The sequence below is a fragment of the Ruminococcus sp. OM06-36AC genome, assembly GCF_003438725.1.
In the GTDB taxonomy this organism is placed as follows: Bacteria; Bacillota; Clostridia; order Oscillospirales; family Ruminococcaceae; genus Ruminococcus_C; species Ruminococcus_C callidus.
The window spans coordinates 1-6,142 of the sequence record NZ_QSTT01000040.1; the positions used below are offsets into that span (position 1 = coordinate 1).

The 6,142-nt window shown below is 36.6% G+C and carries 5 protein-coding genes and 1 pseudogene; all 6 read right to left on the reverse strand.

Annotated features, from left to right (window positions below):
* Positions 1–2,500: DUF6531 domain-containing protein (locus DXB92_RS12665; protein WP_147330068.1), on the reverse strand; the 2,500-nt coding region annotated here is incomplete at its 3' end.
* Complete coding sequence (locus DXB92_RS12670; RefSeq protein WP_117734160.1) at positions 2,497–3,093, reverse strand: accessory gene regulator B family protein; 597 nt, start codon at positions 3,091–3,093, stop codon at positions 2,497–2,499. The genes DXB92_RS12665 and DXB92_RS12670, both read right to left, overlap by 4 nt.
* Entirely contained in the window at positions 3,093–3,248 is a 156-nt protein-coding gene (locus tag DXB92_RS12675) for a cyclic lactone autoinducer peptide (protein ID WP_181977079.1), read from the reverse strand. Before DXB92_RS12675 ends, DXB92_RS12670 begins: the two co-directional genes overlap by 1 nt.
* Before the next feature lie 283 nt (positions 3,249–3,531).
* A pseudogene (gene tnpA, locus DXB92_RS12680) lies at positions 3,532–3,880 on the reverse strand (IS200/IS605 family transposase).
* Between the two features lie 194 nt (positions 3,881–4,074).
* Positions 4,075–5,328, reverse strand: coding sequence for a GHKL domain-containing protein (locus DXB92_RS12685; protein ID WP_117734161.1), 1,254 nt, complete (start codon positions 5,326–5,328; stop codon positions 4,075–4,077).
* Position 5,329: 1 nt separating this feature from the next.
* The gene (locus DXB92_RS12690) at positions 5,330–6,061 is read right to left on the reverse strand and encodes a LytTR family DNA-binding domain-containing protein (RefSeq protein WP_117734162.1); all 732 of its coding nucleotides are present in this window, start codon (positions 6,059–6,061) and stop codon (positions 5,330–5,332) included.
* Between the last annotated feature and the right edge of the window lie 81 nt (positions 6,062–6,142).

Consider the following 6,142-nt stretch of genomic DNA (forward strand, 5'->3'; position numbering starts at 1 on the left):
CTCCGTTATATGCATAAGTAACCACACGACCTGCGGCGGTATCTTCAATACTGATAATCCGAGAATGTTCTTTATTGCCATTGTAAGTAATCGTGTAAGTTCTGCCTGTAGAATCCGTTACAATTCTCTGGTTGTTGGACATGGAAGAGATGGTCAGAATATTGCCCTCTGCATCCTTGACCCAATCCAGTTCGCCGTCTGCATTGAAGTGATACTGAGACTGAGCGGCATTTGTGATGGTGTATTCATTGCCGGACTTTGTCATAGTGCTATGAGCGTTCAGACACTCAAATCCACCTTTTCCATTATCCTTAAATGTAGTGTTCGAGCCATCGGGCAAAACAACCTGATAATACCCAGCAGCCGGCTTTACAATCTTGCTGACATCAATATTAAAATCCCAACCAATGCCGAAAGAGCCTTCCTCATTGCTGGTAGAATTGTAAGTACGAACAAAATCAGATGTTACACCAGGAGAAGTTACACTTAAATCTGTAAAAGATTTTGTGTAATTGCCAGTTGCAATATGGACACCATCGCCAATCTCCCATCCTTTACGGTAAAGCGTATAGTCAGGAACATCGTAGGGTCTCCACCACGGGCGGAACCAGTAATTTTCTGCAGTAAAATCATATATAAAATCAATACCGCCATCGAAGTTAAAGGTTCTTTCTGTGTTCAGAGAGCCATCTTCATTGTTAATATAGGTTTCATAGTTATCCCAAAGAACTGTTTGCTTGCCGCCTGCATAACCAAAGTGGATTACCTGTGTTCCAGAAGAATAAACGGCCTTGGCACCTGATTTTTCATTTACTTCCCATGTTGGTCCTAGCACCCAGATATTTCCGGCTGTCCATTTGCCTTCCATATTGGTCAATGTATTATATGTCCAGTTTCCGCCAACCATCAAGGTATCATCGTTATTGGTCATTTCGATTGTGTCATAACAATTTGCCTGACCAAAATCAAAGCAGTTGCCAATCATGACAATACCATTGTTCAAATCCATCAGTTGACCTGTTGTCCCACTCCATCCATCCGGCGATGCGGTACGAAATACCAGATTATTCTCAATCAGAAGTGCTCCTCCGTTAATATCCAATGTTGCGCCGTTTCCAGACCAGAATTGCGGAATATCGGTTGTGAAGGACATACAATCTGCAACATAAAGAGCGCAGCCGTTCAGGTCAAAATTGGTATCATGAAGATTGAAACTGTAGGGGAACATACCGTCTGACAGCATTGTCAGATTTCTCTTAAATGCATGATCCCAGTCCAAACTTCCGGTTTCTGGTTGAGCATCTGAAAACCAATTAATATCGAAATCGTCAATGATGCCACTGTTGTCCTTATCCATGTATTCATAGTAATTGCTGGAGCGATCTCTCAATTTAATTTGTTCATTTATTTTGTCAATGCCTTCGTTATAGTCTTCTGCATCTACCTTTCCATCATTTGTATAGTAATGGTTATAGACAAATGCAGGTGTTTCATATTCCCGCGCCGATTCAACAACGCTTGCAAAATCAGCCAGTTCTGTTTCTGTTGTACTTGCATCTTCCTGTTTTAACTGCAAGTCATAATAGTTAATAACTCCGTTATTATCCAGGTCATATTGATACATGTCCGACTGGCTCATATCATAGAACTCATCTTCTCCGAGTTCTTCATACAATCTATAAAAATAATCCCAATCAGCATCACTCACAATACCGTCCCCGTCATGATCCATACTCGGATTAAATCCAGGATCACCACGATAAGCATTGCGACAACTTTCAACGTAAGAAGCATCACTGCTGTTTAAAACATCGTCACTCCACTGATTGTCATTTTCTTCGTTCCAAGTCGTATCACCAGGGACAAGCGTCACAGTATCCCATGATTTTCCAGAACCAATCTGATAAGCACCTGTTCCAAAATCCTTAAGGTAAAAAGGAAGATACCCATCGCACTCAAATTTCACATGATACACATCGGAACCGCCTGCGGTTACAGTATATTTACCGCCGTCGCTAATTTTCTGATAGGCAATTTCTTCCCAATTGCCATTAAAAATGCGAACATATATGAGCGTATTATCACTTGCAGTATAGCCGTTAACTATACCCTTTTGTACCTTACCGGTAACCGTTAAGGTTGACGCATCCTGAACGCCTGATAATTCTTTTAAGTACTGAATATATGATTTTGCAGTACCGTCCCACGTAAAATCAGATGCAGCCTCAGTTTGTACTTCTGTACTGTTATACGCCATAACATTCTGGTTAACTGCTTCCGGTACATCAAAAAAATCTACTTTTCCCAGATCTTTTGTTGCTTCTTCAAATTCCTTGGCAAGCTGGTCTTTGTTCTTTGCTCCCTCAATCGCTTCTGCAGCAGATGCAATTGTATCAGCATGTAAAAGACCTTGGGCACTGCCGTCGCCAAAAATCATGACCTGTCCCATGAACATCAGGGACATGACTCCGGCAAGTGTTCTTGTCAGTTTTTTATTCATGCACTTCCTCCTTTTTTATTTTCAAAAACATTCTTTCCTTTTCCAAGCAGCAACATAACTGCAAGAGAGCACCATGCAATCTCCAATACCAAAACAAATTGTGTGAAATGTAAAGCAAACAACAGCATCGCCACAATCATTTCTATTGTCATCACAACAATTGCTCGAATATGATAAACATGATGTTCTTTTTCATCCAATCTCTTATTTCGATCTTCCACCGGCGACAGCAAAAAAACAACGATGCAGGCTATCAACGACAATGTTGTAATCACCCAAAAATACATTTGGGGCGTGTATTTTACGATACACAGTGCAATCCATAACATTATCGCAGAAAATGCCCAGCATCGCTGCGGTGTAGAAGCATGATAACCTCCGGCATATACTCGAACAGGAATGTATATCACTGTAAATAAAATGGCTTCTATCAGCATTTGCATTAAAAAACCGATTAGAAGCATTGTCCCAGCATTAAAAATTGTTGAGAATATCTGCCTCAGACCATAAGCACATACTTCCTTTGTAGATGATTGAATGATTTTTTTGTCTTCCAAAACCTCTGTAATTGCTACAGAAACCTTTTCAAACATCAAAACTTTCGAAGCTTTTTAGCTGTTTCCGGAAGTTTTTCCTGATGACTAAACCACACACAAGTTGTGTTTACAGTCAACGCTGTCGCCATAACAGCCAAAGCCGCCATACAACTTCCAAGCTTTACAGCATACTTGCAAATAAAGTTTTTCATTGTAAAATCCCCCTTTCCTCAATTTGTGTCACATTATAACATAAAATCATTTATTCTGCCGTGATATACCGAAAATCGTATAATTAAATGGCGAAATTTAAAGTTTTCTATATTTTGTACAGCATTTTCAACATCTATGTTGAAAATAATCAAAACCACCCGTTAAACGGGTGGTTTGAGAAAGCCCTATAAGGGCATATTGCGGACACTGCCCCTTAAGTGGGCTGAGAAAGGTCTGCCAACTGCATTTCATTCTCAGCTACCCCTTAAGGGGTATTCTTTTTTATTTCTTACTGTTCTTCTTTCCGGTAAACGAATCCACTGATTCAAACAAACTCAATTGATCATTTGCAATATCGTCCTGCAACTGGTTCCTTATGTATTCTTTTATTCTCTTCTTATTTTTCCCTACTGTATCCACATAGTATTATCAGCATATGGATATGATCCGGACACGCTTCTGCCTCTATGATTTCGATTCCTTTCTGCTCACACAGTTTTCTCAGTATTTTTCCAATGTCTGTTTTTATTTGGTTATATATCACCATTCTTCTGTATTTCGGTGCAAATACCACATGATACTTGCAATTCCACTTTGAATGTGCTAAACTACTTATATCGTCTCTTTTCATGACGATACCTCCTTTGTTTTTTATTGTTAGGTTGGCAGACCTTAACCTTATTATACTCTGGAGGTTATTTTTTTCTACCCATAGCTTTAAGCTTTTTGAACCCCCAGTTAAACTGGGGGTTTTCATTGTACAAAAAGAGGCAGGTAATTTTTTATTACCTGCCTCTTCTTAGTGGACCACTAAAATATATATCATCATCTTTCATACATCATCGCATAAACAGAAAAAACATTTTTTTCTTGCTCATACTCAAACTTACCATCATATTTTTTTACTGTTTCTACAACATTTTTAATTCCAAGTCCATGACATTCTTTTCTATCTTGTTTCAATGATAAAAGTTGATTTTTCTCATTGACCCTGAGTTGACCATCAAACATATTTCGCAAACAAATGTTAACAACACCCTTCTCATACACCATCCTAAAATAAAGAATTTTCTTATCTACTTTCGATAAAGCTTCAAGTGCGTTATCAAATAGATTTCCAAGAATGCAGTTCATGTCGAAACTATCTATATTTAACTTCGTTGGTATTTTTAAATCTAAATGGATTTCAGTTCCTTCTCGTTGTGCCCTGGTCAACTTTACATTCACAATGCCATCAACATCCGAGTTTCCAGTACGACAAATTGGGACAATAGATTCCGTTTCACTAATAATATGCTCCATATACTCCTCCAGTAGAGGTATTTCCCCTTGATGAACCATTGTTTTCATACGATAGAAATGATTTTTCATATCATGACGAAGCATTCGCATTTTTTCTTCTGATTCTCTTTGCAGTTGAATTTGATTTTCATATAATAAATTCTGCTGCTCTAGTTGCATTTTCTCTATCTTTTGTTTCTCATTTTTCTTCAACGCATCATACATATAAAATACAATTCCATTGATAGCAAATAAAATTATTGATTCTGGAAGATAATCTTCAAAGGCATGATTCATTCCTCTTAATGCAATTATAATACTACCCAATGGAATAAAGATAATTAGCAACAGTTCTTCTATATGAATTTCTGCCTTTTTCTCCAATTTTTCTCGTGGGAAAAAATACTCATATAATCGCTCTATCAAAAAAATTAACAAAGAAGTTGCTACTCCAGAGGATACCACTACAGAGTTTAAATGTAGCAAATGCTGAACAGAAAATAATGCAATATCAGCAAATATGCTGATTGAATACACAATAACTGTTATCAAAACTCGAACAGAAGTCTTTGAACGATAAAATAGAGTTACGCAGAAAAAAGGAATTAAATTTGAAAGGATATTAACCCCTATCATCGGAAAACATAGAAAACAAACACTATTTATTGAAAAATAAATTAAAAAGCTAATGGCGATCCATTTAACAGTTGTTTTTCTCTCAGAAAAGAAATTCTCTGTAAATCGGAATAGGGTATATATTCGAAATAGATTTGCCGAAAGATATGCTAACAACTCCATTCTAGTCACAGAAAAACTCCTTTCCGCTGTTATTCTTAGACAAATTTAACTGTCTCATATCGCTTCTATAATTTTGGCTAATCGTTAAAACATCATCATTCGTCATTACGACATTCGTATAATTATACTTCTTTACATACATTTTATTTATGATATACGATTTATGAATAACCTGAAATTGGCATGGAAGTTGTTCCACTATGCTGTTCAGTTTCCCATAAAAATATGCATTTTCAGCTATAGTAATAACATCAACTACTTTATCATTGCTCTTAAAATAGAGAATCTGATTAAAAGGAATCTTTCTCTTTTTTCTCTGGGAAGTAAACTCAAATAATTTTCCCGCAGAATCATATAATTCGATATATGTTTCTACAGTATTTATCACGTCTATGTCTGTAAAAGGTTTTTTTAGAAAATCCATTGGTCGAACTTTGAATAATGCTTGCTCATAGCCATCAAATGCAGTAATATACACAATTTGAGTAATATTATTCTTCATTACATTTCGAATATGGCGACCAATTTCAACACCATTCGGCCCAGACATTTCTATATCTAAAAAAATCAGATCAAAATCGTGTTCGTTCTTTAAATATTTAAAATAATCCAACCCGTTTTGAAAGACCTCAATATCAAGATCATATGTTGAAATGTGATCATACGACAACAAAATTCTTTCAATTCTAGAAGAAATGTACCAATCATCGTCTACTACTGCTATACGAATCACGCAATGTGCCCCTTTCTATTCTTTTCTATCTCTCTATTTCCATAATACCATAAAAAATCCCAAAAAGCAAGAAGAATAGAT